Consider the following 23665-nt stretch of genomic DNA (forward strand, 5'->3'; position numbering starts at 1 on the left):
CGCGCGAACCGCGCCACCCGCCGCAGCACCGGCCAGTCCTGCACCGACGAGCCGCCGCCCCCGCCGGACTCCAGCGCCACCGTCGGAGCGCCCTCGCCCGCCGCCAAGAGGTGCAGCCGCCGTCCTCCGATATCGATGAGCCGGCCAGGCGGGATCATGGCGCGAACGAACAAAGATGGAACAAAAGCGCGCGCATCCCTATGCTCCGCTCTTCCCCGCGAAAGCGGGGATCCGGCTTTTATTGTCAGCGGCGGGGTTCATGACCTTCTACGTCTACATCCTGGCGAGCCGGCGGAACGGCACGCTTTACATCGGCCACACGGACTCCATCAGCCGCCGCGTCTGGCAGCACAAGACGCACGAAATCGGCTTCACCGCGAACGCGCGATGAAGAAATGGCGCAGGCTCTGGAAGCTCGAGCTGATCGAGCGCTTCAATCCCGCCTGGCGCGACCTCTATGAGGAGCTGCCGCTCGCGTGAGTGGCCCATCTCCTTCCCGCTCTTCCCCGCGAAAGCGGGGAAGAGCGGATAAAATGGCTCAGTCGTCCCGCTCGCCCATCGGATCGCGCCGCAGCACGACGCTCTCGCCGGGCTCCAGGGCGCGGCCCAGTTCCGGCACGGGCGCGTCCGAGTAGTGCTTGAGGATCACCACGAAGTCGCCGCCCTGGCCGGCCTCGGCGGGATCGGCGGGCTTCATCCGGCCGAACCGTTTGGGCGAGAGCACCCCCGCCATCCAGCGCAGCTGCGTCAGCTTCACGTGGCTGGCGTAGGCGGTCTCCGGGGTGATCCCGCTGGCGATCTCCCAGCCCGTCTCGCAGAACCGCTCGGCCTGGATCTCCCGGGCCGTGCGCATGGCGGCGGCGAAGCCCGGGAACTGCTTGCGCCAGTAATAGACGGTGGAGAAGCAGGGCATCGCCGGGTCGGCGCAGATCGAGATCAGGGGCTCGCCCTCCGCCAGCCTGCGGAAGATCTCGTCGGCGGTGGCCTGGCAGAAGGTGGAGAGCCGCCCGTTGGTCCTGGCCACCCCGCCCGCCTCCCGCGCCGCCTGCAGCTCGGCCGCGAACTTCGGCATGGATTGCACCCAGCGCCACAGCGTCGCCCGTGACGGCATGCCCGCCTCCGCGCAGAGCGCCATCTGGCTCTCGCCCGAAGCCACCCGCGCACAGATCGCCCGCCCCAACGCCGCCGTGAACCTGACGGCCTGCCTCCCCGGCTCCTCCCCCGTCGCGACGGGGGAGCTGTCGCCCGCATGCGCGGCGGAGGGGGCGCAACCCCACGGGCCAGGCCCATCGTCCTGATCATCCATCCCGATTGTCCCGAGAAATCCGTGTTCCTCCCCCGCAAGGGGAGGTGGCGCAAAGCGCCGGAGCGGGCTTAATCCCCGCCGCCCGCAGCTTCGACCGATGCCCGAATCCTAGCAAATTCGCGCGCGAAGAGCAAGAACAAACACGGAACATTGCGTTACAGTGGCCGTGCCGTTCGCATCGCCCTATGATCCCGCCCCGTGAAACCGGTGCGCAAGGTCGTCTTCCCGGCCGAGAGCCGGCTCGCCGCGCGCCTGCCGCGGGCCACGTTCCACGACGCCTTCGAGGCGCCGCTCGAGAACGCCGACCTCATCGCCGCCGCCATCGCCGCGGCCGCGCTACGGGCGAGCCCGCACTGGGTCGAGGCCCTGATCCGTCTGCGCAACGCCATGTCGCGGCCGTTCGGCATCCGTCCCGTCGCGCCGCTCGGCTCGGTGGCGGCCCGCGACCCCGCCGCTTGGCGCCCGGGCGACGGTTTCGGCATGTTCACCATCGAATCGATCGACGACGCCGAGCTCGTCCTCGGCATCGACGACGCCCACCTCGATGTCCGCATCTCCTTCCTGCGCCGGCCCGCGAGCTACCTGATCTCCTCCCTGGTGATCACCCACAATCGAGTGGGCGTGGCCTACATGCAGCCGGTCCGCCTCGTGCACCCGCTCCTGGTGATCCTCCTGATGCGCGAGCTGCCGATCTGAGGCCCGCTCACCGCCCTGTGAAACGACCCGTGACCTCGAACAGACATAGAACGCGAGCGCGCCTTCCCCCACACTCCGCTCATCCCCGCGAAAGCGGGGACCCAGGCTTTCTTATCTTCGGACCATGCCCGTGGCCTTCTACGTCGACGTTCTGGCCAGCCAGCGGAACGGCACGCTCTACATCGGCCACACCGACTCCATCAGCCGCCGCGTGTGGCGGCACAAGACGCACGCAATCGGCTTCACCGCGAAATATGGCGTCACGACGCTCGTCTACTACGAGGTGTTCCAGACCCGCGCCGCCGCCTCCACCGCGAGCGGGCGATGAAGACATGGCGCCGCCGGTGGAAGCTGGACCTGATCGAGCGCGTCAATCCTGTCTGGCGCGATCTCTACGGCGAGGCGCGGCCACGATGAAAAAGCCTGGGTCGCCGCTTTCGCGGGGATGAGCGGGTGAGAGATGTCTTGACCCCCGCGACGATCTCCCCTCAAACCACCGCGCCTCCGCAATAACCGTCCCCGAAGGAGCCGCTCATGCGCGTCGGCGTGCCCCGCGAGATCAAGCCTGACGAATACCGTGTCGGCCTCACGCCGACGGCGGCGCGAGAGTACGTGACCCATGGCCATCAGGTGGTGGTGGAGAAGGGCGCCGGGTCCGGCGCGGGCTACTCCGACCAGGCCTACGTCAGGGCGGGCGCGGAGATCCTTCCCGGTCCCGAGGCGGTGTTCACGGACGCCCAGCTGATCGTCAAGGTGAAGGAGCCGCAGCCGGTCGAGTGGGCCAGGCTCAACCCGGGCCACATCCTCTTCACCTACCTGCACCTGGCGCCCGATCCGGCGCAGGCCGAGGGCCTGCTGGCCTCCGGCTGCGCGGCGATCGCCTACGAGACGGTCACCGATGCGCAGGGCGGGCTGCCGCTGCTCGCCCCGATGAGCGAGGTCGCCGGCCGCATCGCCGTCTTCTCGGCCGGCGAGACGCTTCTGAAGCACAACGGCGGCATGGGCCTCTTGATCTCCGGCGTGCCGGGCGTGCCGCCGGCGCGGATCTGCGTGCTGGGCGGCGGCGTGGTGGGCGCCAACGCCGCGCGCATGGCCGCGGGGCTCGGCGCCGAGGTGACGATCGTCGAACGCTCGATCCCGCGCATGCGCTACCTCGACGACATCTTCGCCGGCCGGGTGCTGACCCGCTACTCCACCCTCGACGCCGTCGAGGAGGAGGTGCTGAAGGCCGACGTGGTGATCGGCGCCGTGCTCACCGCGGGCGCCGCGGCGCCCAAGCTGGTCCGCAAGGAGCACCTGAAGAAGATGAAGCCCGGCGCGGTGCTGGTCGACGTCTCGATCGACCAGGGCGGCTGCTTCGAGACCAGCCGGCCCACGACCCACATGGACCCCACCTACGTCATCGACGGCGTGGTCCACTACTGCGTCGCCAACATGCCCGGCGCGGCGCCGCGCACCTCCTCGGAGGCCCTGGTCCACGCCACCCTGCCGTTCGGCCTGCAGCTCGCCGACAAGGGCCTCGACGCGCTCAAGACGAACAAGCATCTCGCGAAGGGCCTCAACGTGCTCAGGGGCGACGTCACCCACCCGGCCGTCGCCGAAGCCCTCGGCAAGCCCTTCCTCGACCCCTACAAGGCCTGGGCTTAGGGAACAGGATTCAACCGCGGTTCTCTTGTCTTGTTCGGCTCCGTCCTCTCCCGCCTTGCAATAACGCTGCAATCTCCGCCAGAGTCCCTCACGGACAACGGACCGCGGGGAGGCTCGCCATGTGCGACGACGACATCCATCAAGGCCTGACGCCGGACGTGGCGGTCACCCGCCGGACGCTGGGGGTCAGCGCCGCGGCGGCCGCCGCGCTCGCCGCGGCCTCCGCCCATGCCGCCGCCGTCGAGGTCGCCGAGAAGGACGTCGCCGTGAAGACCCCCGACGGGACCTGCGACGCCGTGCTGTTCACGCCGGCCGGCAAGGGCCCCTACCCGGGCGTGTTGATCTGGACCGACATCCTGGGGCTCAGGCCGGTGTTCCGCGAGATGGGCAAGCGGCTCGCCTCGTCGGGCTACGTGGTGCTGACGCCCAATCCCTTCTACCGCTCGGCCAAGGCGCCGGTGGTCGACGCCGGCTTCAACTTCAGCGACCCGGCCCAGCGCAAGAAGGTGTTCGACATGCGCGGCGCGATGACCTGGGACGGCATCGACAAGGACATCGTCGCCTACACCGGCTACCTGCAGGCCGCCCCGAAGGTGAACCGCAAGGTCAAGCTGGGCGTCCAGGGCTACTGCATGGGCGGCCCCCTGATGATGCGCACCGCCGCCACCGCCGCCGACCGGATCGGCGCGGGCGCCAGCTTCCATGGCGGCACGCTGGTCACCAAGGACGCCAACTCGCCTCACCTGTGGGTGCCGAAGATGAAGGGCCAGTTCTACATCGCCGAGGCCGACAACGACGACAAGTCGAACCCCGAGGCCAAGACCATCGTCCAGTCGGCGTTCGAGGCGGCCCACGTCCCGGCCAGGCTAGAGGTCTACGCCGGCGCCATGCACGGCTGGTGCGTCCCCGGCAGCCAGGTCTACAACGCCCCCGCCGCCGAGAAGGCCTGGGGCGAGCTCCTCGCCCTCTACGGCAAGGCCCTGGCCTGAGGCTGCTCCCCCTGGCGGGGGAGCAACTGACGGATTCAGTTCCCGGCCGGAGCGGTCCGCTGGCCGGCGTTGGACATCGGGCCGCCGAACCTCGCGCGGTTGGCGGGGGTGTCGGGCACCGGGCCGTTGGTGACCGTCTCGGTCCGGTAGCTCGCTTCGGCGCCGTAGCTCGAGGCCGCCGGCGCGGCCGCGTAGCCGCCGTCATAGCCGGAAGGCGCCACATAGGCCCGGTCGGGGGCCGGCCGCGGGACGACCACCGCATAGCCGCGCGGCCGCGCCTCGGCGAAGGCGATGCGTTCCTCGCGCATGGCGCTGGCGACGGCGTGCTGCTCGCAGGACTGCAGCAGCGGCGGCGTCCGGACCTTCGGCTGCTCGCCGAGCTCACGGCAGAGCTCGTAGGCGGTGTTGTGGATCCGCCGGTCGAGGATGTGGCGTCCGCGCGCGGTGGTGAGGTCCAGGTCGGCGTAGCTCACCGGCCGCGACAGGCTGCGCGGCCCGTTCGGGCCCCAGCGGCCCACCACGGTGACCTCGGGCACGACGACCTGCGCCAGCGCCGGCGCGGCGATTGCGCTCAGCCCAAGCGCCAGCGCGCCCCAGGCCCAGGGCGAGGATTTGGATCGGACGGAATTCGGCATGAACGCTCCTTGGATGCGATCTGCGCGCGACCAGCCCCCCGACAGCCCTGGCGTGCGGAGATCGGGTGGTCTCGATAGGCCGCCAAACCCGCGGCCGCCGCCAAGGTTCCCACCTTCCCCTGCACAGGGGGACGTGGCCCGATGCGCGCAACGCCCGAGGGTCGATGGTTTCCCCCGAGGGGCAAGCTCCGCCTTGCAGAGCATCTCGTTCCGCGTCATCACTCCCGGTGAAGGCGGTCTCCCCTAACCGGGGGCCAAGAGGGAAGGGGGTGGAAATCCCCCGCTGTGCCCGCAACTGTAAGCGGCGAGGCCCTGCGTCCGTCCCGTCTCGCGTGATCGAGACGGCGCCACTGGGAGCCCCCGGGAAGGCGAGGACGTGGGCCGCGTGAGCCGTGAGCCAGGAGACCTGCCGCCTTCCGTCGCTCGTCCGCGGCCCGGGACCAGGCCATCGGCGCGGGAAGGCCTCGACACCCTTCCAGTCGCAGCGACTCCACATCTGGAGGCGAAACGACCATGCGTGCTCTTCTTCTCTCATCGGCGGTTTCGGCCGCCGCGCTTCTCCCGCTTGCCGCCCGGGCGGCCGACGAACCGCCGCTCACGGAACTGGTGGTGACCGCCACGCGCCTGCCGGGGGCGATCGATCAGGTGACCGGCGCCCACGTCATCGACCGCGCCGAGCTCGAGGCGCGCCAGACGACGTTCTTGGAGGACGTGCTGCGCACCATCCCCGGCGTCACCGTCTCGGACAACGGCGCGTTCGGCGGGATCTCCGCCATCCGCATCCGCGGCGCGACGGCCGACAAGACCCTGGTGCTGATCGACGGCGTCCCGGTCGGCGATCCAGCCGACCCGAACGGGACCTACGACGCCTCGGCCCTGCAGTCGCTCGACGTCGAGCGCATCGAGGTGCTGGAGGGGCCGCAGGGCTCGCTGTGGGGGTCCGACGCCATCGGCGGCGTCGTCGCGATCACCACCCGCGAGATCGCGGGCCTCCGCGGCGCGGTGGAGGCAGGCTCGCTGGGGACCGCCCGCGGCTTCCTGGGCGCCGGCGTCTCGCACGACCGCTACGCGCTCTCGGCGACCGTCGCCGGCCTGCGCACCGACGGCATCTCCAAGGCCGACGCCGGGACCGAGCGCGACCCGTTCCGCACCGCCAGCGCCAGCCTGGCCGGCCGCGTGCGGCTGACCGACGAGCTGCAGCTCGACGCCAAGCTGCGCTACGCCTACGCCAACGTCGCCATCGACGGCTTCCCGCCACCCGACTTCACGCTCGCCGACACCGCGGACCGCGACAAGTCGCGCAGCTGGCAGGGCGATGTCCGCGCGGTCTACGCCGGCGGCCCCTTCGGCCTGACGCACACGCTGAGCGTCTCCGCCTACCGCCTGTGGCGGCGCGACATCTCCGACTTCCCGGCGCTGTTCACCGCCGATCGCCGCGTCTGGCGCTGGACCGCCGAGCGGGGCGCCGCGGCTAACCCCTACGCCTTCGTCGTGGGCGCCGAGCGGACGGAGACCCACGCCGACCTCTCGGACCGCGCCTCGGCCGACCTCTCCACCACCTCGGCGTTCGCGGTCGGCCGCGCCCGGCCCTGGACGCCGCTGACGCTCACCGGCTCGCTCCGGTGGGACGATCCCGACCGCTTCAAGTCGCGCGTCTCGGCCCGCGCCGCCGCCGAAGTTGACGTTGGGGAAGGCATCACCCTCACCGCCTCGGCCGGGCAGGGCTTCAAGGTCCCCTCGATCTCCGAATTCGTCTGCGACTTCTGCTTCGCCCCGCCGCTGCCGCTCCGCCCCGAGCGCGCCGAGGGCTATGACCTGCGGCTCGGCTGGCGCCCAGCCGGTGGCCGCCTCGCTGCGGCGATCACCGGCTTCCGCCTGGACGTCCGCGACCAGATCGCCTTCGTCGGCCCGCGATATGTCAACATCGCCCGCACCCGCTCGCAGGGCCTGCAGGCCGAGATTGATGCGGAGCTCGCCCATGGCCTGCAGCTGAAGCTGGCCTATGCCCGCACCGACGCCATCGACCGCACCACCGGGGAGCCGCTGCTGCGCGTGCCCCGCGACACCGGTTCAGCGGCGCTGTTCTGGGAGCAGGGGCGGTGGGAGGCCGCGCTCGCCGCCCGTGCCGAGTCCGGCCAGCCCGACATCGCCCGGGACGGCTTCAGCCGGATCACGCGCCCGGGCTTCGCGACCGCCGACCTCGCGGGCTCATACCGCCTGAGCGAGGCGGTCTGGCTCACCGCCCGGATCGAGAACTTGACGGACAAGCGTTACGAGGAGGTCTTCGGCTTCAACGAGCCGGGCCGCACAGCCTTCGTCGGCGTCAGGTTCCGGAACTAGGCGGCGGCCCAGGCGCGGGGATCGAGGGCATCCGGGTCGTCGAGCGCCATCTCGTCCCAGTCGAGGTCCGGCGGCGGGGATTGGGCGGCGGCCACCACCGCGCTCATCTCCGCCACCGAGGCCACGTCCACCAGCACGGCGGAGGCTTCCGGCCGCGACAGCGCAAACCCGAGCGCCGCCTGCAACGGATCCGAGCGGCCCTCGGCAATCAGCCGGCGGGCCCGTGAGATGCGGCCGGCGGCGGCCTTGAGGTGGCTGGGCGCGCGGTCCGGCGGCAGCAGCAGCACGCCGTTCAGGAAGATCGAGCGCAGCTGCACCTCGATGCCGGAGCCCGCCAGTTCGGCGAGCGTGCCGTCGATGATCAATCGCTGGTCCAGCAGCGAGGCCGGGGCCTGCACCACATCAGGCTTGAATCGGCGCGCGAGGCCGCGCGGATCATCCGAGGCATAGACGGAGACCCCTACCTTCCGGCAGACGCCGGCATCCCTGAGCTTGCGAAGCCGGTCCCAGAGCGCCGGCCCGCCGGGACTCAGGAGATCGGTGGCGGAGGGCGCGAAGATCGCGTCCACCGCCTCGACCCCGAGGCGGCGCATCTGGGCGCGGATCTCGGTCTCGGCGAAGTCGGCGCCGCGGTCGGGCCGCACGCTGGTGATGGTCAAGCGGAAGGGATTGGGCCGGGGCAGCAGTTGGCCGAGCGTGGTTTCGGCGGCGGAGGAATGGCGGCCCACCTCCAGCACGGAGAGGCCCGCCCGCGCGCCGATCGTCAGGATGTCGCGCGCCTCGGCCTCCCGCGGCCGGCCGCGCTGGGCCGGTTCATCGAGCCGGAACTGCCCCGACCCCAGGCCGAGCTTCGCGATCAATGAGGTCATGTGGGGCTGGGCTTGGTAAGCTTCCGTGGAGCCGCCATTTTGGGGCGAGATGCCTAAGAAGCCGTATCCAGGTCGTTATCCGGGAGTTAAATTTTGAGCCCGCGCGAGCCGCTTCCCGAGTGGCCCTTGTTCGGCATGGCCGAGGACGTGCGGCCCGCTCTGCGTGCGGCGCGCGAGCGGGGGCTCGCCTGCGCGCTCGCGACCCTGGTGAGCGTCGACGGCGGCGGCCCGCGGCCGCCCGGGACGCAGATGGTCTTCGCGCCCGGGATTGTGGCTGGCTACTTCTCCGGCGGCTGCGTCGAGAGCGATATCGCCGACCACGCCTTCGCCTGCCTCGCCGACGGCGAGCCCCGCCGGCTGGTCTATGGCGAGGGCAGCCCCTGGCCCGACATCCGGCTCCTGTGCGGCGCGCGCATCGAGATCTTTGTCGAACGGGTCGCAGCCGAGGATGCGGCGCTGGCCGAGTTGCTGGCCGCCGAAATCGAGCGGCGGCCGGTCACCTACGTGACGGACGGCTACGCCCGCGCCTGCGAGCCCGAGCTGTCGCCCTGGCCGGAAGCGGCCGTCGAGCGGCTTTACGAGCCCGTGCCGCGGCTGGTGGTGGTGGGCGGTGATCCCACCGCCCTGGCGATCGCCCAGCTCGGGGCCCAGGCCGGGTTCGAGACGACGCTGGTCAGGCCGAAGGGGCCGCAGACCCCGCCGCCGATCGCCGGCGTCGCCTATCGCCGCGAGGAGGCCGCCACGGCGTTCGAGACGATCGGACTGGATCCGTGGACCGCGGTCGCCATCGCCACCCACGATATCGAGACCGACCACATGGCGCTGAAGGCCGCGCTGCCGTCGCGGGCGGGCTACGTGGGATTATTGGGCGCGCGGCGCCGTCTCATGGGACGTCTGACCGAGCTCAGGGCCGACGGCATCTCGCAAGCGGCCATCGCGCGCCTGCACGCCCCGATCGGTCTCGATATCGGCGGTAAGGCGCCTTGGGAGGTGGCGCTCTCCGTGATCGGCGAGATCACCGCGCTGCGCTATGCGCGGGCGAGCGGCAGGGCCTCGACGAGGGCGCCGGCGGCGGCGGCCGGCGCGCCCGCGGGGCGGCGAAGCAGGGCGTCGGAGGCGGCGAAGACGCTGACCAGAGACGAATCCTGATCGCGATAGGGCCGGATGCGCACTTCGCCTTCGGCAAGGACCAGCTTCGCGCGCATCCAGTGTTCGCGGTTTCCGTTGGCCGGCAGATCGCTGTCGAGCCTCGCCAGAACCATTGCGGGCGCGGACGCGGCCCCCTGGTAGGCGTTGAGGATCGGGTGCAGGAACATCTCGGCGCAGACGAACGCCGAGGCCGGATTGCCCGGCAGGCCCAAGAGGCGGCGTCCGTCCCCAAGCACCCCGAAGAAGGTGGGCTTGCCGGGCCGGACCGCCACGCTCTCGACGCGATAGGACATGCCCAGCGCCTCGGCCGCGGCGCGCACCAGGTCGTGGTCGCCCACCGAGGCGCCGCCCAGGGTGACGATCAGGTCCGCCTCGGCCGCCTTCATCGCCCCGATCACCGCCTCCAGCTGGTCGCGGATCGGCCTGGCGCGGGTGACCTCGGCGCCCCAGCCCGCGGCCATGGCGGCCAGCGCCGGCGCGCCGGAATCGTAGATCTGGAACCGCCCCGGCTTGGCGGGCGCCTCGATGATCTCCTCGCCGGTGGAGAGCAGCGCCACGCGCGGCCGCCCGCCGACTTTGAGCTCCGCCCGCCCGGCCGAGGCCGCCAGCGAGAGCCGCCATGGATCGATTCGCACGCCGGCCTGGAGCAGCGTCTCGCCGCCCTTGAAATCGCCGCCCGCCGGCCGGACGTTGCCGCCCGCCCTGACCGCGGGAACCTTCACCGTGTCGTCTTCGCGGCTCGCATCCTCCTGGATCACGACCGCGTCACAGCCTTGCGGGACCGCTGCGCCGGTGAAGATCCGCACCGCCTCGCCCGCGCCGACCGCGCCCTCGTAGCCGTGGCCCGCGGCGCTCTCGCCCACCACCCGCAAGCTCCCCGGACAGTCTGTGGCGCGCACCGCCCAGCCGTCCATGGCCGAGGCTGCAAACGGCGGCTGGTCGCGCACGGCGCTCACTTCCTCGGCCAGCACCCTACCGAGGCTCTCCGCGAGCCGGACGGTCTCGACGGGGAGAGGCGCGACCGCCGCCAGCATGCGGGCGCGCGCGTCGTCGACGCTGAGCAGCTTCATGCCCGCCAGTCGCCCGACTTGCCGCCGGACTTCGAGACCAGCCGCACGGCGTCGATGACCATGCCCTTCTCGGCGGCCTTCAGCATGTCGTAGAGCGTCAGGCAGGCGACGGAGACCGCCGTCAGGGCCTCCATCTCGACGCCGGTGGGCCCGGTCGTCTTCACCCGCGCGGTGACCGACAGTCCGCCCGCCGCCGGCTCGACGCGCACCTCGACCTTGGAGATCGCCAGCGGGTGGCACAGGGGGATCAGCTCGGAGGTCTTCTTGGCCGCCATGACGCCGGCGATCTCGGCGACGGCGAGCACGTCGCCCTTCTTCCCCGCGCCCGAAAGCGCGAGGTCCAGGGTGGCGGGGCTCATGCGGACGAAGCCTTCGGCCACGGCTTCGCGGGTTGTGGCCGCCTTGCCCGAGACGTCCACCATCCGGGCGCGGCCGGTCGCGTCGATGTGGGACAGCTTGCTCAAGTCTCCATCAGCCGTGGCATGAGCTCGACCATGTTGCAGGGGCCGTGGCGGCTGTCGAGCTGGGCGGCGATCACCTTGTCCCAGCCGTCCCTCACCGCCCCGTTGGAGCCGGGCAGGCAGAACACGAACACGCCCCGGACGAGACCCGCCAGCGCGCGCGATTGGAGCGTCGAAAGGCCCACCGACTGATAGCTCACCAGGTGGAAGATCACCGAAAAGCCGTCGATCTCCTTGTCGAACAGGGGCCGGATCGCTTCCGGCGTGACATCGCGGCCGGTGATCCCGGTCCCGCCGGTGGTGACGATCGCCTCCACCTCGCCGGCGTCGATCCAGGCGTTCACCTGCCGGCGGATCGCCTCGATGTCGTCCGCCACGATCGCCTTGCCGACCAGCTCGTGCCCGGCGCCGGTCACCCGCTCGGCCAGCAGGTGACCGGAGGTGTCGCTCTCCTCGTCGCGGGTGTCGGAGATCGTCAGCACTGCGATCTTCACCGGCTTGATCGGCAGACCCTCATTGATCCGGCCGCCGGGCTTGAGCACGGGCGCATCCATCAGCTCTTCTCCTTTTCCCAGCGGGCGACGTCGGCGTGGTCCTCCTCGCGCGGTTGGATCCAGCGCGCGCTGGCCGGGCCATGCTCCTTCTTCCAGAAGGGCGCGCGCGACTTCAAGTAGTCCATCAGGAAGTCGCATGCCTCGAACGCCGCGCGCCGGTGCTTCGCCGCCGTGGCCACGAAGACGATCGCCTCCCCCGGCGTGATCCGGCCGATGCGGTGCAGGATGAGGATGTCGTCCAGACCGAAGCGGCCGCGCGCCGTCTCGGCGATCTTGCCGATCTCGGCCTCGGTGAAGCCGGGATAGGCCTCGAGCTCGAGGATCGTCCCTTCGCCGGAATCCGCTCGCGCGATGCCGGTGAAGGTCGCGACGGCGCCGGTCTCCGAGCGGTCCTCGCAGAAACGGGTGAGCAGCTCGCCCGGCCGCAACGGCGTATCCGTGAGGCTGATCATCCGCCGCTCATCGGCGGCAAAAAAGCCACCTCGGCCCGGGGGCCGATCGCGATGTCGCCGTTCACGATCGCCTGGTCCACCGCGACCTTGACCCCCGGGCCGGAGAGCGCCTCGCCGAGCCGCTCGTCCTCCTCCGCCAGCAGCGCCTTGAGGGCGCTGATCGAGGCCGCCTCGGCGATGTCCCGCTCCCGCCATCCGGCGAGGTCGCGCAATGGCCCGAAGAGCAGCACGCGGGCCATGGGCTCAGCCCCCCGTCGTCGACATGTGCCGGCGGACCGCCGGCTGCGCGGCGCGCTCGATCCGGAAGTCGTGGCCCTTCGGCTTGCCGTCCACCGCCAGGCGGATCGCCGCGATGAGATCCTCATCGGAAGCACCCGAGCGGATGACGGCGCGCAGGTCCGAGGCATCTTCCTGGCCGAGGCAGGTGTGGAGCGTGCCCGTGCAGGTCAGCCGCACGCGATTGCAGGCCTCGCAGAAGTTGTGGCTGAGCGGGGTGATGAAGCCGAGCCGTCCGCCGGTCTCGGCCACCTCCACATAGCGCGCGGGGCCGCCGGTCGTGAGCGGGATGTCCGTCAACGTCCAGAAGCTTTCCAGCTCGCGCCGGACGGCCGCGAGCGAAAGGTACTGGTCGGTGCGGTCGGCCTCGATCTCGCCCAGCGGCATGGTCTCGATCAACGTCACGTCGCAGCTGCGCGCGTGGGCCCAGCGGATCAGCTCCGGAAGTTCGGCGGCGTTGTCGTCCTTCAGGGCCACGGCGTTCAGCTTCACCTGCAGCCCCACGGCCTGGGCGGCGTCAAGGCCGGCCAGCACCTTCGCAAGATCGCCGCCGCGGGTCAGGGTGCGGAACAGCTCGGGCTTCAGGGTGTCCAGCGAGACGTTCACCCGCCGAACGCCCGCCGCTGCGAGCGGGGCGGCGAACTCTGCCAGCCGCGTGCCGTTGGTCATCAGGGTGAGCTCGTTCAGCGCGCCTGACTTGAGGCGGCGGGAAAGGCTTTCGACCAGGCCCATGAGGCCTTTGCGCACCAGGGGTTCGCCACCCGTAAGGCGCAGCTTGTTAACGCCCAGCGCGATGAACGCCGAAGCGATCCGGTCGAGCTCCTCCAGCGTCAGCACCTCGGCTTTCGGCAGGAAGCTCATGTGCTCGGCCATGCAGTAGACGCAGCGCAGGTCGCAACGGTCGGTGACCGAGACCCGCAGATAGGTAACGGTGCGGCCGAAGCCGTCGATCAGCGGCGAGCGGGCTTGCGAAGGCGTTGCGTCATAGGGCGTCATGCGGCCCCAAACATAGAGAGGAACCGCGGTTGGCGACAGGGGGCGGCCGTGCGGCGGGCGCGACTCACGGCCTGGAGGCCATCGTCCTGGCCGCCGGGTCAGGCGCGCGGTTCGGCGGCGGCAAGCTGACAACGCCCTACAGGGACGGCCTGCTGCTGGACGGCGCGCTCGCCGCAGCCTTCGCCGCGCCGGCGCGGACGGTGACGGTGGTCACCGGCGCCGACGCACCACGGATCGAGGCGGCGGCCCGCCGCTTCGCGAACGGCATCGGCGCGGCCGGTCGCCTGAGGATCGTGCATGCGCCGCAGCACGCCGAAGGCATGGGCGCCTCGCTGCGCACGGGCGTGGCGAGCCTGCCCTGCGACGCCGCTGGCGCCTTCGTCTTCCTCGGCGACATGCCGCGCGTGCCCGCTGTGGTGCTCGAGCCGCTCGCCGAGGCGCTGGCGACCGGCGCTGCGGCGGCTGCGCCCATCTTCCAGGGCCGGCGCGGCAATCCCGTCCTGCTTGGCGCGACCCTGTTCCCCGACGTGCTCGCCTTGCAGGGCGACGCCGGCGCGCGCGCCATTCTGCAGGATCTCGGCGATCAGCTCGCGCTCGTGGACGCTCCCGACGACGGGATATTGTTCGACGTGGACCTGCCCACCGACCTGCCGTGACGGCGTTGATCTGCTTTCGGGCGCGGCGCAGTCTGCCGGTCAGATTACGGGAGGGCCCCGCAAATGACGGCGTTCAATGCTGTACGCTTCAAGGTGAAGCCGGGTCGCGAGCAGGACTTCCTCGACGCGCACCGCAAGATGCAGGTCGACTGGGCGGGCCTGCAGCACGTCCACATCATCCAGACCGGCGAACGGAGCTACTGCATCATCGGACAGTGGTCCGACATGGACGCCCTGGCCGCGGCCCGTCCGCAGATGATCGCCTCGCTCGATTCGTTCCGCGAGACCCTGGAGGACCTGGGCGGCGGCCTGGGCCTGACCGATCCGGCCTCGGGCCCGGTGGTGCTGGCGCTCAAGTGATCAGCCTGCAAGAGCGGAGATCCGGAGAGGCCGATGAGTGAGCGGGCGCTGCCCGTCGAAGGAAGCTGCCGCTGCGGGCAGGTGCGGGTGCGTATCAGCGCGCCTCCCATGCTGAGCATGGCTTGCCATTGCGCGGGCTGCCAAAAGATGACCGCCAGCGCCTTCGCTCTTACGGCAACGATCCCGGCTGCGGGGTTCGAGGTCGTCCAGGGCGTGCCCGTGGTCGGCGGGCTGCATGGCGCGCAGGCCCACCATTATCATTGCCCGCACTGCATGAGCTGGGTGTTCACCCGCGCCGAAGGGCTGGACTGGTTCGTGAACCTCAGGCCGACCATGCTCGACCCGCCGCGCTGGACCGAACCCCTCTGCGAGATCTGGACCGACGAGAAGCTCCCCTGGGTGAAGCTCCAGATCTCCCACAGCTTCCCACGGTTCCCCACCCCCGAGCAGTTCGCGGAGCTCACCCGCGAATACCAGGCCCGCGGCGCGGTCTAGGTCTTCACGAACGGCAGGCTGGTCGTTGGCGGCTGGCCCATGGCCAGGAGGGCGTTGGCGACTGCGGGCGCGATCACCGGCGTCCCGGGCTCCCCCACGCCGCTCGGCGGATTGGACGAGGGCACGATGTAGGTTTCGACGGTCGGCGCTTCGGAGTTCCGCAGCACGCGGTAGCTGTCGAAGTTCCCTTCCTGCACCGCCCCGTCCTTGAGCGTCATCTTTCCGTACAGCGCCGCCGCCAGCCCCAGGCAGGTCCCACCCTCCATCTGGGCGGCGATCTGGTCGCGGGCGATCGGCGTCCCGCAATCGATGGCGGTGACCACGCGGCCCACCTTTGGCACGCCGTTCTCCAGCTTCACCTCGGCGATCTGCGCCACCACCGAGCCGAAGCTCTCGTGCACGGCTGCTCCGCGGGTCCAGCCTGCGGGCGGCGGCCTTCCCCAGCCGGCGTTCTGGGCCGCCAGGTTGAGCACGGCCAGATGCCGGTTCGCCCCGGCTTTCGCGTAGAGGGCGCGGCGATAGTCCACCGGGTCCCTGCCGGCCTTGCGGGCCAGCTGGTCGATGGTGTGCTCCATGACGAATGCGGTGTGGGTCGCGCCCACCGATCGCCACCAGAGAACCGGCACCCCGACGTCCGGGCTCAGCACCTGGGCGTCCACCACCGGCGTCGCCTTCAGGTACGGCGAGCCCATGGCCCCTTCCACCGAGGTCGAATCCAGCTTGGGGGTGCCCATCGGCGAGCCCTTCATGATCGACTGGGTGACGACCCGCTGGCGCCAGCTCGCCGGGAAACCGTCCTTGTCCGTCGTGATCAGCAGGGCGTGGTGCACCATCGGCCGGTAGTAGCCGGCGCGCATGTCGTCCTCGCGTGTCCAGACGAGCTTCACCGGGCGGCCATGCCCGACGGTCTTGGCGATGTGCACGGCTTCGGCGGCATAGTCCGACTGGAAGTTGGTCCGCCGCCCGAACGAGCCGCCGGCGAACAGCGTCTGGACCTCGATGTTGCCGGGCAGGTTGCCGACGATCTTGGCCGCATTCAGCTGGTCGAGCGTTGGCGACTGCGAGGCCGAGATGAGCTTGCAGCTCGCGCCGTTCACGATCGCCACGCAGTTCATCGGCTCCATGGTGGCGTGGGCGAGGTAGGGGAAGTCGTAGGTCGTCTCGAGCGCCGCCGCGCCGGGCGCCGAGGGCGCGCCGCGGGCCTCGAAGGCGGCCCACTTCAGGTCGCCCGCCGCCGCCTTGCCGGCGGCCAGATCGCGGTACCACTGGGCCAGCTGGTCAGTGCTGCGGCTCTCGGTCTTGGAGAGATCCCAGTTGACCTTCAGCGCATCGCGGCCCTGGCGCGCGGCCCAGGTGCTTTCGGCCACCACGGCGACGCCGCTGGGGATCTGAAACACCTCGACCACGCCCGGCACTTGCCGCGTGGCCTTGTCATCGAAGGACACCACCTTGCCGCCGAACTTCGGCGCGTGCGCCACCATCGCCGTCAGCATGTTCGGCAGCTGGACGTCCTGGGTGTAGAGCGCCGTCCCGGTGCTCTTGGCGACGCTATCCTTGCGGCGGACCCGGTCGGTGCCGATCAGGGTGAAGGTCTTCGGGTCCTTCAGGGTCGGCGTCGTGGTCGGGGGAACCTTGGCGGCGTCGGCGACCAAATCGCCGAGTCCGGCCTGCTTGCCGCTCTTCGCATGCGCGACGACGCCGTTCTGCACGGTGACCTCGCCCACCGGCGCATTCCACTTCGTCGCCGCCGCCTGGACGAACATCGCCCGCGCCGCCGCGCCCGCGGTGCGCAACTGCAGCCACGAGTTGGAGATGGCCGAGGAGCCGCCAGTGCCCTGCACCCCCATGGCGGAGTTCGCATAGACCTTGGCGTTGGCCGCTGCATGCTCGGTCTTCACCTTGGCCCAGTCGGCGTCGAGCTCTTCGGCGGCCAGGGCCGCCAGCCCGGCGTGGTTCCCCTGGCCCACCTCGATGTGCTTGCAGATCACCGTGACCCAGCCGTTCGGCTCGACCTTGATGAACGGGCCGAAGGGGCCGAAGTCCTTCGTCGCCCCGAGGCTGAGGATGTCCCCCATCACGTTGGCGGGCGAACAGCCGACCACCAGGGCCCCGCCCACCAGCGTCGCTGCCACGGTCAGCGTCTCGCGGCGGGTGGCGCCCTCGGCGGCCATGCGGTCGAGAATCTTGGTCATGCGCGTGGCCCCTCAGATCTTCGCGGCCGGCGCGGGCACGCTCGGCGTCTTCAGCGGCGGCGGACTGGACGCGACCTGCGGCAGGCCGGCCGCGTCCTTGATGGCCGCGCGGATGCGCTGGTAAGTGCCGCAGCGGCAGATGTTGCCGTCCATGGCCGAGGAGATCTCCTCGTCGGTCGGTTTCGGCTTCTGCGCGAGCAGGACGACGGCGCTCATGATCTGACCCGACTGGCAGTAGCCGCACTGCGGCACGTCGTGCCGGATCCACGCCTGCTGCACCGGATGGTCGCCGCCCAGACCCTCGATGGTGGTGATCTTGGCGGTCCCGAGCACCGAGATCGGCGTGGAGCACGACCGGATCGGCTGGCCGTGGGCCAGGACGGTGCAGGCGCCGCACTGGCCCACGCCGCAGCCGTACTTCGATCCGGTCATCGCGAGCTCGTCGCGCAGCACCCATAGCAGCGGCGTCTCCGGAGCCGCCTTGACCTGCACCGACTTGCCGTTGATCTGAAGCGTCGTCGCCATCTGGCTCCTCCCGAGTCCGCGGCATGCTAACGCCGATCACATTCCGCGCAACGGCGGCGAAGTTGCGGGGGAGGGCCGCGCACCGCTACGTTCGGCGGCCCTGGACGCAAGCCCAATGGAGAGACCATGACCCGCTTCGCCCTCGCCGTCGCCGCCGGGCTTGTGCTCGTCGCCGGCCCGGCGCTCGCGCAACAGGATGGCGGCCAGCTGTTCGCGATGCAGTGCCGCGGCTGCCACCAGGACGCCAGCACGCCGCTCGCCCCCGCGCTCGCCGGCGTCGCCGGCGCGAAGATCGCCGGGCGCCCCGATTTCACCTACTCGCCGGCCCTGAAGGCCAAGGGCGACCAGACCTGGACCGACGCCAACCTCGACGGCTTCCTGAAAAGCCCGATGGGTTTCGCGCCTGGGACCAAGATGCCGGTTTCCGTGCCGGCCGATGACGCGCGCGCGGCGATCATCGCCTATCTGCATACGCTGAAGTAGCGGCCACGGCCGATGGACGCCTTCCCCGCCTTCTTCCCGCTCGCCGGCCGCACCGTGGTGGTGGCGGGGACGGGGCCGGCGGTGGAGTCGAAGCTGCGGCTGTTGAGCGGCTCGCCGGCCCGGCTGGTGCGGCTCGAGGGCGAGGCGGCCCTCGACCCAGGATCCTACGCCGGCGCCTCGCTCGCCTTCATCGGCTCCGACGACGACGCTTTCGCCGAACGGGCGGCGGCAGCGGCCAGGGCGGCGCATGTGCCGGTCAACGTCGCCGACCGGCCCGCGCTCTGCGACTTCACGACCCCCGCGGTGATCGATCGGGGCGAGGTGGTGGCCGCGATCGGCACCGGCGGCGCCTCGCCGATGCTCGCGACCCTGCTGCGGCAGGACATCGAGGCCAGGGTGCCCGAAGGCGCGGGCCGCATCGCGGCGCTCCTGCGGAGCCTTCAGCAGGAGGTGCGGGAAGCCTTGCCCGAGCTGCCCGCCCGCCGGGCCTTCCTGCGGGCGGCGCTCTCCGGGCCGGCCGCCCAGGCCGCCGCGGCCGGGGACATGGAGACCGCCAAGGCGCGTCTGCGGGAAGCGCTCGCCAGGGGCGCCCCGCCCGAGGGGCTCATCGAGTTCCTGCCGGCCGCCGGGCCGGCCGAGCGGCTGACGCTCGCCGCCGCGCGTGCGCTCGCCGCCGCCGACGTGCTGGTGCTGGACGAGGCGGTCGATCCCGCGGTCGTGGCCCTCGCCCGGCGCGAGGCGGACCGCTGGGCAGCCCTCGAGGTCGCGCCCGAACGCCTGGCCGAGCTTGCGCGCCAGGGGCTGCGGGTCCTGCGCCTGGTCGGCGGCGTCCCCGATCCGTCCGAGATCCGCGCCCTCGCCGAGCTGGGAGCGGAAGCGCAGGTGCTGCCGGTTGCGCCCTAGCGGTCCAGGGGCCGTTCCTTGGTCTCGGGCAGCAGGATCAGGCAGGTCACCACCGACAACGCCGTGAACGCGACCGGATACCAGAGTCCGGAATAGATGTTGCCGACCGCCGCCACGATGGCGAAGGCGGTGAACGGCACGAAACCGCCGATCCACCCTGTGCCGATGTTGTAGGGCAGGCTCATCCCCGTGTAGCGGATCCGCGTGGGGAACAGCTCCACCAGGCAGGCCGCGATCGGGCCATAGAGGGCGGTGGCGGCGATCACGAACACCAGCAGCACGCCGAACGCGCCCCAGAGGTTCATCCGCGCGGGATCGGCCTTGGCCGGATAGCCGGCGTGGGCGAGGGCGGCCTTCACCTTGGCCTCGATGCTCACGCGCACCGACTTGGCGACATCCTTCGGCAGGCCGCGCGCATCGGCCGAGGGGATGGTGATCAGGCCGACCCGGACCATGGCCGGGGCGCCCTTCGGGGCGGGCAGGTTGCGGTAGGAGACCCCGGCGTTCGCCAGCGCGCCCTTGGCGATGTCGCAGGACGACGTGAAGCTCGCCTTGCCGATCGGGTCGAACTGCAGGGAGCAGTCGTCAGGGTCGGCGATCACCGTCACTGGCGTACGCGCCTCCGCTTCGGCGAGCGCCGGGTTCAAGGTCCGCGACAGGCCGTGGAATCCAGGGAAATAGGCGACCAGCATCAGAGCCATGCCGAACAGCATCACCGGCTTGCGCCCGATCCGGTCGGACAGCCAGCCGAACCAGACGTAGCCGATGGCGCTCACCGCCGTGGCCGCCATCATCAGGAAATTGATCGTGGCGGGCTCCACCTTCAGGAACTTCTCCATGAAGGTCTGGCTGTAGAAGAACGCCGTGTACCAGACCGCGCCCTGAGCGCTCATGATGGCGACCAGCGCGAGCACCACCACCTTCAGGTTCGGCCACTGGCCGAAGGCTTCCGCATAGGGGGCTTTCGAGCCCTCGCCGCGCGCCTTCATCCGCGCAAAGGCCGGGCTCTCGGCGAGCTTCAGCCGCATGTAGATCGAGATCGCGAGCAGGCCCGCCGAGACCAGGAAGGGAACTCTCCAGCCCCAGGCGTCGAACGCGGCCGGCCCGAACTGCCGGCCGATGACCAGCCGGCTGAGCAGGATCACCAGCAGCGCCGCGAACAGGCCAAAGGCGGCCGAGGTCTGCACCCAGCCGGTAGAGCGGCCCCGTGCATCCACGCGCGCGTGCTCGGCCACATAGATCGCCGCGCCGCCGTACTCGCCGCCGAGCGCGAAGCCCTGGATGATCCGCATCAGCACGAGCAGGCCCGGCGCGGCGATGCCCGCCTGAGCGTAGGACGGCAGGAGGCCGATCGCGAAGGTCGCCCCGCCCATCAGGGTGACGGTCACCAGGAACGCCCCCTTGCGCCCCAGCCGGTCGCCGATGCGGCCGAACACCAGCGCGCCGATCGGACGGAACAGGAAGCCCGCGCCGAACAGGGCGAGTGCGGCGACGTAGCCGGCGGTCTCCGGAAGCCCTGAGAAGAAGGTTCGGGAGATCACCTGGGTGAGGCTGCCGAAGACGAAGAAGTCGTACCACTCGAAGGCGGTGCCGGCGGCCGAAGCTGCGACCACAGTGCGCAAGGAGGTGGTCTTGGCGGGCGTCACGCCCTGGGCGGCCAACTCGGCCATCTTGCATCTCTCCCCGAACTTACGGGAAGGTCTAGCACCCGGCGTCGAGCCGTTGGAAGGCCGAGGATCGGGACGTCAGGCCGCGGCCCCGCCGCCCCGCTTGGCCGCTGGGCGCGGCTCCCCCAGGCGGGCGATCTCGGCGATCAGCATCGCCGGCGAGATCGGCTTTCCGACCACGCCGTCCATGCCGGCGTCGAGATAGCGCTCCTTCTGATGCGAGAGCACGTTGGCGGTGAGCGCCACGATGGGGGCCGCCGCGGCCGGGCCCCCGAGGGCGCGGATCCGTCGCGCCGCCTCCAGCCCGTCGATCCCCGGCATCTGCACGTCCATCAGGATCAGGTCGAAGCCGCCGCGCATCGCGGCCTCGACGCCCAGATAGCCATCCGCGGCGGTGTCGACCGAGGCGCCCAGGCTCTCCAGCAGCTTGGTGGCGATCATCCGGTTGGTGGCGTTGTCCTCGACCACCAGGATGCGCAGGCCCTCGAGCACCGGATCGAGCGTTTCGATGGTCGGAGAGGCGGCGGCCGCCGGCTCGGCGGCGATTTCAAGCCAGAAGGTGGATCCGCGTCCCTCGGCCGAGGCGAAGCCGACGTCACCGGACATCAACTCGGCGAGGCGCTTGGTGATCGCGAGCCCGAGGCCAGAGCCGCCGAATCGCCGCGTCGTCGAGGCGTCGCCCTGGTCGAAGCGCTGGAAGATGCGCGGCTGCGCCGCCGCCGGGATGCCGACGCCGGTGTCCTCCACTTCGAAGCGCAGGACGCCGGGCTCCGGGGTGATGCAGCGCACCTTGACGTGGCCGCGCTCGGTGAACTTCACCGCATTGCCGACCAGGTTGAACAGCGCCTGGCGCACGCGCACCGGATCGGCGCGCACCCAGCCGACCTCCCGATCGACGTCGGCGTCGAGCGCCAGCCCCTTGGCGTCGGCCTGCGGCTTCAGGAGCCGGACCACTCCGCCCACCAGGCCCGCGACATCCACCGATTCGATCGCGAGCTCGAGGCGGCCCGCCTCGATCTTGGAGAAGTCGATGACGTCGTTGAGCAGCTCGGCCAGCATCTGGCCGCAGGAGAGCGCCTCCTCCAGCATCCGCCGCCCGTCGTCCGACAGGGTCTCGGACTTGAGGAGATGCAATACGCCCATCACCCCGTTCATCGGAGTGCGGATCTCGTGGCTCATGTTGGCAAGGAAGGCCGCCTTCGCCTCGGCGGCCGCTTGCGCGGCCTGCTGCGCCTCGACCAGCGCCAGCTCCTGGCGCTTGCGCTCATCGATGTCCTGCATCAGGCCGATCGCCCTGACCCAGCGTCCTTCGCGGTTGATCTCGCGGTCGTGGCTGACGCGGACCCAGCGCGTCTCGCCGTCCGGCCGGATGATGCGAGCCTCGAAGACGTCCGCCGTGTCCTTCCGGCGCATCTCCCTGAGCGAGGTGCGGACGTGCTCGAGGTCCTCGGGGTGGAAGCCGGGGAAGCGCAGCTCCGTCGCCTCCTCATAGCTGGCGCCGGCCAGGCCCGTCACCCGCGAGAACTCGGGCGAAACCCAGAAGGTTTGCCGGACGTGATCGATCTCGTAGACGCCGGCCTCCGCCGCCTTCAGGGCGAGGTTCAGGCGGGTCGCCAGGTCGTGCGCCTCGCGCCGGGCCTTGCGCATCTGCTGCTCGCCACGGCGGGCTGCGTCGCGCGCGGCGGCGAGCTCGGTGATGTCCTCCGAGATGCCGTGCATGATGAAGAGTCCGTTGGCCGCGGGCTCGGTGCGGATGGTGACCCGCACAGTCTTCCAGCCGCCGTGGGCGCGGATCTTGTGCTCGATCTGGGCGGGCGCGCCGGTCCGCACGCAGCGGTCGAAGATCGCCCGCGAGCGCTGCCGATAGCGCCCGTGGATCATCTCGGCGTGGTCCCCGGGGCTGGTCACTTTCGCCGGATCGATGCCCAGCATGGCGGCGAGCTCGTCGGACCAGGTGATCCGGTCCTGGACGGGATCGTAGCTCCAGATGCCGATCCCGGCGGAGGCCCCCAGCATCTTGCGGGTTCGCCGCGCGTCGGTCAGCTCCTGGACTCGGGCGCGCTCGTCCGTGGCGTCGCGCAGGCACAGGATGTGGTGGTTGTCGGTCGTCATCTGCCGCCGGGCCGCGATCCACAGATAGCCGCCGCCCTTCAGCTTCAGCCGGGCCTGGGACTCCATGATCTTGCCGGGTTCGCCGGCCGCGAGCCGCGCGCGGATGCCCGGCAGGTCGTCGCGATGCCAGAAATCCAACGCGGATCGGCCGACGACCTCGTCCTCGCGCCAGCCGACGATCCGCTCCCAGGCCGGATTCACCAACGCGACGCGCCGATCGGGGTCGACGAGGAGCATCATGTCCCCGCTGTTCTCGAACAGCAGCCGGATCAGGTCAGACCTGTCCCGTGGGCGCGGCGACAGCTTGCGGACCATGGGCCCCCCAGTTCCCCGCCGCGATCCTTAACGCCGCGCAGGTAAACACAAGGTTGGGGCGCGGCCGCTCCTGCCCGCCATGGGCGAATTCTAGAAGGCGTTCTCGCCGGTGATGGCGCGGCCCAGGATCAGCGCGTGGACGTCGTGGGCGCCCTCATAGGTGTTCACCGTCTCCAGGTTCGCGGCATGCCGCATCACGTGATACTCGCCGGAAATGCCGTTGCCGCCGTGGATGTCGCGCGCCTCGCGGGCGATGGCCAGCGCCTTGCCGCAGTTGTTGCGCTTCATCATGGAGATGGCTTCCGGGACCCAGGCGCCCTCGTAGATCAGCCGGCCGAGCGCCAGCGCCCCTTCCAGGCCGAGCGCGATCTCGGTCTGCATGTCGGCGAGCTTCTTCTGCACGAGCTGGTTCGCGGCGAGCGGCCTGCCGAAGGCCTTGCGGTCGAGCGTGTACTGGCGCGCCGCGTGCCAGCAGAATTCCGCGCTCCCCATGGCGCCCCAGGCGATGCCGTAGCGC

The 23665-nt window shown here is 70.9% G+C and carries 25 protein-coding genes, 1 pseudogene and 1 riboswitch; of the genes and pseudogenes, 12 read left to right on the plus strand and 14 right to left on the minus strand.

Translation table 11 applies throughout. The features are described from left to right. Window positions 1-259 precede the first annotated feature (259 nt). Window positions 260-391 (plus strand): GIY-YIG nuclease family protein, encoded by a 132-nt coding sequence (locus Q0W60_RS17410; RefSeq protein WP_366075734.1) that lies wholly within the window; start codon window positions 260-262, stop codon window positions 389-391. Between the two features lie 147 nt (window positions 392-538). Here the strand turns inward: Q0W60_RS17410 and Q0W60_RS14095 are convergent, their stop codons facing one another. After that, window positions 539-1306 (minus strand): hypothetical protein, encoded by a 768-nt coding sequence (locus Q0W60_RS14095; protein ID WP_366075736.1) that lies wholly within the window; start codon window positions 1304-1306, stop codon window positions 539-541. 198 nt (window positions 1307-1504) lie between these two features. On the opposite strand from Q0W60_RS14095, the gene Q0W60_RS14100 reads away from it, so the two are divergent. The 4 genes from Q0W60_RS14100 (at window position 1505) to Q0W60_RS14115 (ending at window position 4638) form a co-directional block, all read left to right on the plus strand. After that, window positions 1505-2002, plus strand: a complete 498-nt coding sequence (locus Q0W60_RS14100) for a DUF2867 domain-containing protein (protein ID WP_297696664.1) — start codon at window positions 1505-1507, stop codon at window positions 2000-2002. A 130-nt stretch (window positions 2003-2132) separates the two neighbouring features. After that, window positions 2133-2330: a GIY-YIG nuclease family protein gene (locus tag Q0W60_RS14105; RefSeq protein ID WP_366075738.1), complete on the plus strand. Its 198-nt coding sequence runs from the start codon at window positions 2133-2135 to the stop codon at window positions 2328-2330. Between the two features lie 206 nt (window positions 2331-2536). Beyond that, window positions 2537-3649 (plus strand): alanine dehydrogenase, encoded by a 1113-nt coding sequence (gene ald, locus Q0W60_RS14110; RefSeq protein ID WP_297696666.1) that lies wholly within the window; start codon window positions 2537-2539, stop codon window positions 3647-3649. Window positions 3650-3768: 119 nt separating this feature from the next. Continuing rightward, window positions 3769-4638, plus strand: a complete 870-nt coding sequence (locus Q0W60_RS14115; RefSeq protein ID WP_297696668.1) for a dienelactone hydrolase family protein — start codon at window positions 3769-3771, stop codon at window positions 4636-4638. Window positions 4639-4673: 35 nt separating this feature from the next. Here the strand turns inward: Q0W60_RS14115 and Q0W60_RS14120 are convergent, their stop codons facing one another. Further along, on the minus strand, window positions 4674-5273 hold the full coding sequence (locus Q0W60_RS14120; protein WP_297696670.1) for a UrcA family protein: 600 nt from the start codon (window positions 5271-5273) through the stop codon (window positions 4674-4676). Window positions 5274-5490: 217 nt separating this feature from the next. Then, a riboswitch (cobalamin riboswitch) is annotated at window positions 5491-5702 on the plus strand. A gap of 84 nt (window positions 5703-5786) precedes the next feature. Between Q0W60_RS14120 and Q0W60_RS14125 the strand changes: the two genes are divergently transcribed. Continuing rightward, the gene (locus Q0W60_RS14125) at window positions 5787-7613 is read left to right on the plus strand and encodes a TonB-dependent receptor (RefSeq protein ID WP_297696672.1); all 1827 of its coding nucleotides are present in this window, start codon (window positions 5787-5789) and stop codon (window positions 7611-7613) included. Here the strand turns inward: Q0W60_RS14125 and Q0W60_RS14130 are convergent. Next, a complete protein-coding gene (locus tag Q0W60_RS14130; protein WP_297696674.1) occupies window positions 7610-8482 on the minus strand; it encodes a bifunctional regulator KidO in 873 nt (290 codons plus the stop codon). The genes Q0W60_RS14125 and Q0W60_RS14130 overlap by 4 nt on opposite strands. A gap of 135 nt (window positions 8483-8617) precedes the next feature. On the opposite strand from Q0W60_RS14130, the pseudogene Q0W60_RS14135 reads away from it, so the two are divergent. After that, window positions 8618-9487 (plus strand): annotated as a pseudogene (locus tag Q0W60_RS14135) (XdhC family protein); the annotation flags it as partial. 23 nt (window positions 9488-9510) lie between these two features. Here the strand turns inward: Q0W60_RS14135 and glp are convergent. The 6 genes from glp to moaA are packed head-to-tail and all read right to left on the minus strand — an operon-like array spanning window position 9511 to window position 13440. Then, window positions 9511-10701: a gephyrin-like molybdotransferase Glp gene (gene glp / locus Q0W60_RS14140; protein WP_297696676.1), complete on the minus strand. Its 1191-nt coding sequence runs from the start codon at window positions 10699-10701 to the stop codon at window positions 9511-9513. Further along, a complete protein-coding gene (gene moaC / locus Q0W60_RS14145) occupies window positions 10698-11165 on the minus strand; it encodes a cyclic pyranopterin monophosphate synthase MoaC (protein WP_297696678.1) in 468 nt (155 codons plus the stop codon). Before moaC ends, glp begins: the two co-directional genes overlap by 4 nt. Beyond that, window positions 11162-11716 carry a molybdenum cofactor biosynthesis protein B gene (moaB, locus tag Q0W60_RS14150; RefSeq protein WP_297696680.1) on the minus strand — a complete coding sequence of 185 codons (555 nt, stop codon included), beginning with the start codon at window positions 11714-11716 and terminating at the stop codon, window positions 11162-11164. The genes moaC and moaB overlap by 4 nt, the downstream gene beginning before the upstream one ends. Further along, window positions 11716-12168, minus strand: a complete 453-nt coding sequence (locus Q0W60_RS14155; RefSeq protein WP_297696682.1) for a molybdenum cofactor biosynthesis protein MoaE — start codon at window positions 12166-12168, stop codon at window positions 11716-11718. The genes moaB and Q0W60_RS14155 overlap by 1 nt, the downstream gene beginning before the upstream one ends. Continuing rightward, window positions 12165-12407, minus strand: a complete 243-nt coding sequence (locus Q0W60_RS14160) for a MoaD/ThiS family protein (RefSeq protein WP_297696684.1) — start codon at window positions 12405-12407, stop codon at window positions 12165-12167. The genes Q0W60_RS14155 and Q0W60_RS14160 overlap by 4 nt, the downstream gene beginning before the upstream one ends. Window positions 12408-12411: 4 nt before the next feature. Then, window positions 12412-13440 (minus strand): GTP 3',8-cyclase MoaA, encoded by a 1029-nt coding sequence (moaA, locus tag Q0W60_RS14165; RefSeq protein WP_297696686.1) that lies wholly within the window; start codon window positions 13438-13440, stop codon window positions 12412-12414. A 29-nt stretch (window positions 13441-13469) separates the two neighbouring features. Here moaA and Q0W60_RS14170 point away from each other — a divergent pair, with 29 nt between their 5' ends. The 3 genes from Q0W60_RS14170 (at window position 13470) to Q0W60_RS14180 (ending at window position 14951) form a co-directional block, all read left to right on the plus strand. Then, the gene (locus Q0W60_RS14170; protein ID WP_297696688.1) at window positions 13470-14096 is read left to right on the plus strand and encodes a nucleotidyltransferase family protein; all 627 of its coding nucleotides are present in this window, start codon (window positions 13470-13472) and stop codon (window positions 14094-14096) included. A 63-nt stretch (window positions 14097-14159) separates the two neighbouring features. Then, window positions 14160-14456: an antibiotic biosynthesis monooxygenase gene (locus Q0W60_RS14175; protein WP_297696690.1), complete on the plus strand. Its 297-nt coding sequence runs from the start codon at window positions 14160-14162 to the stop codon at window positions 14454-14456. Window positions 14457-14573: 117 nt separating this feature from the next. Beyond that, window positions 14574-14951, plus strand: coding sequence for a GFA family protein (locus Q0W60_RS14180; RefSeq protein ID WP_297696704.1), 378 nt, complete (start codon window positions 14574-14576; stop codon window positions 14949-14951). On the opposite strand, the gene Q0W60_RS14185 is transcribed toward Q0W60_RS14180, so the two are convergent. After that, a complete protein-coding gene (locus tag Q0W60_RS14185) occupies window positions 14948-17143 on the minus strand; it encodes a xanthine dehydrogenase family protein molybdopterin-binding subunit (RefSeq protein WP_297696692.1) in 2196 nt (731 codons plus the stop codon). The genes Q0W60_RS14180 and Q0W60_RS14185 overlap by 4 nt on opposite strands. A gap of 12 nt (window positions 17144-17155) precedes the next feature. Continuing rightward, the gene (locus tag Q0W60_RS14190) at window positions 17156-17668 is read right to left on the minus strand and encodes a (2Fe-2S)-binding protein (protein ID WP_297696694.1); all 513 of its coding nucleotides are present in this window, start codon (window positions 17666-17668) and stop codon (window positions 17156-17158) included. Between the two features lie 126 nt (window positions 17669-17794). Here Q0W60_RS14190 and Q0W60_RS14195 point away from each other — a divergent pair, with 126 nt between their 5' ends. Beyond that, window positions 17795-18151 (plus strand): c-type cytochrome, encoded by a 357-nt coding sequence (locus Q0W60_RS14195; RefSeq protein ID WP_297696696.1) that lies wholly within the window; start codon window positions 17795-17797, stop codon window positions 18149-18151. A 12-nt stretch (window positions 18152-18163) separates the two neighbouring features. Then, complete coding sequence (locus Q0W60_RS14200; protein ID WP_297696697.1) at window positions 18164-19054, plus strand: NAD(P)-dependent oxidoreductase; 891 nt, start codon at window positions 18164-18166, stop codon at window positions 19052-19054. Here Q0W60_RS14200 and Q0W60_RS14205 read toward each other — a convergent pair. The 3 genes from Q0W60_RS14205 to Q0W60_RS14215 all read right to left on the minus strand — a co-directional run. Further along, window positions 19051-20724 carry an MFS transporter gene (locus Q0W60_RS14205; RefSeq protein WP_297696699.1) on the minus strand — a complete coding sequence of 558 codons (1674 nt, stop codon included), beginning with the start codon at window positions 20722-20724 and terminating at the stop codon, window positions 19051-19053. The genes Q0W60_RS14200 and Q0W60_RS14205 overlap by 4 nt on opposite strands. A gap of 75 nt (window positions 20725-20799) precedes the next feature. Next, the gene (locus Q0W60_RS14210; protein ID WP_297696700.1) at window positions 20800-23148 is read right to left on the minus strand and encodes a PAS domain S-box protein; all 2349 of its coding nucleotides are present in this window, start codon (window positions 23146-23148) and stop codon (window positions 20800-20802) included. 90 nt (window positions 23149-23238) lie between these two features. Continuing rightward, window positions 23239-23665 (minus strand): acyl-CoA dehydrogenase family protein (locus tag Q0W60_RS14215; protein WP_297696702.1); only part of this gene is annotated, 427 nt, incomplete at its 5' end.

This window comes from Phenylobacterium sp., assembly GCF_025934275.1.
Classification (GTDB): Bacteria; Pseudomonadota; Alphaproteobacteria; order Caulobacterales; family Caulobacteraceae; genus Phenylobacterium.